The sequence below is a fragment of the Chryseobacterium taiwanense genome (assembly GCF_000813825.1).
GTDB lineage: Bacteria > Bacteroidota > Bacteroidia > Flavobacteriales > Weeksellaceae > Chryseobacterium > Chryseobacterium taiwanense.
On record NZ_JWTA01000040.1, the window covers coordinates 1 to 253 of the forward strand.

Consider the following 253-nt stretch of genomic DNA (forward strand, 5'->3'; position numbering starts at 1 on the left):
GGAAAAGGCAAGTATCGATGAATTTTATCTTGATCTTTCCGGAATGGATAAATTTTTCGGTTGTTACCAATGGACCAAAGAGATTGCTCTTGCGGTAACCAAAGAAACCGGACTTCCTATAAGTTTTGCTCTATCCACCAATAAAACAGTTTCGAAGATTGGGACAGGGGAAGCAAAGCCTGTCGGAAGATTGGAAATTAAAGATTTAGAGATTAAACCGTTTTTAAATCCGTTATCCATTAAAAAAATTCCG

Annotated in this window: 1 protein-coding gene; it reads left to right on the top strand. The window is 37.2% G+C overall.

Annotation, left to right across the window (positions count from 1 at the left end):
* On the top strand, positions 1–253 hold a 253-nt coding region (locus tag RM51_RS18900), incomplete at both ends, for a Y-family DNA polymerase (RefSeq protein WP_039373352.1).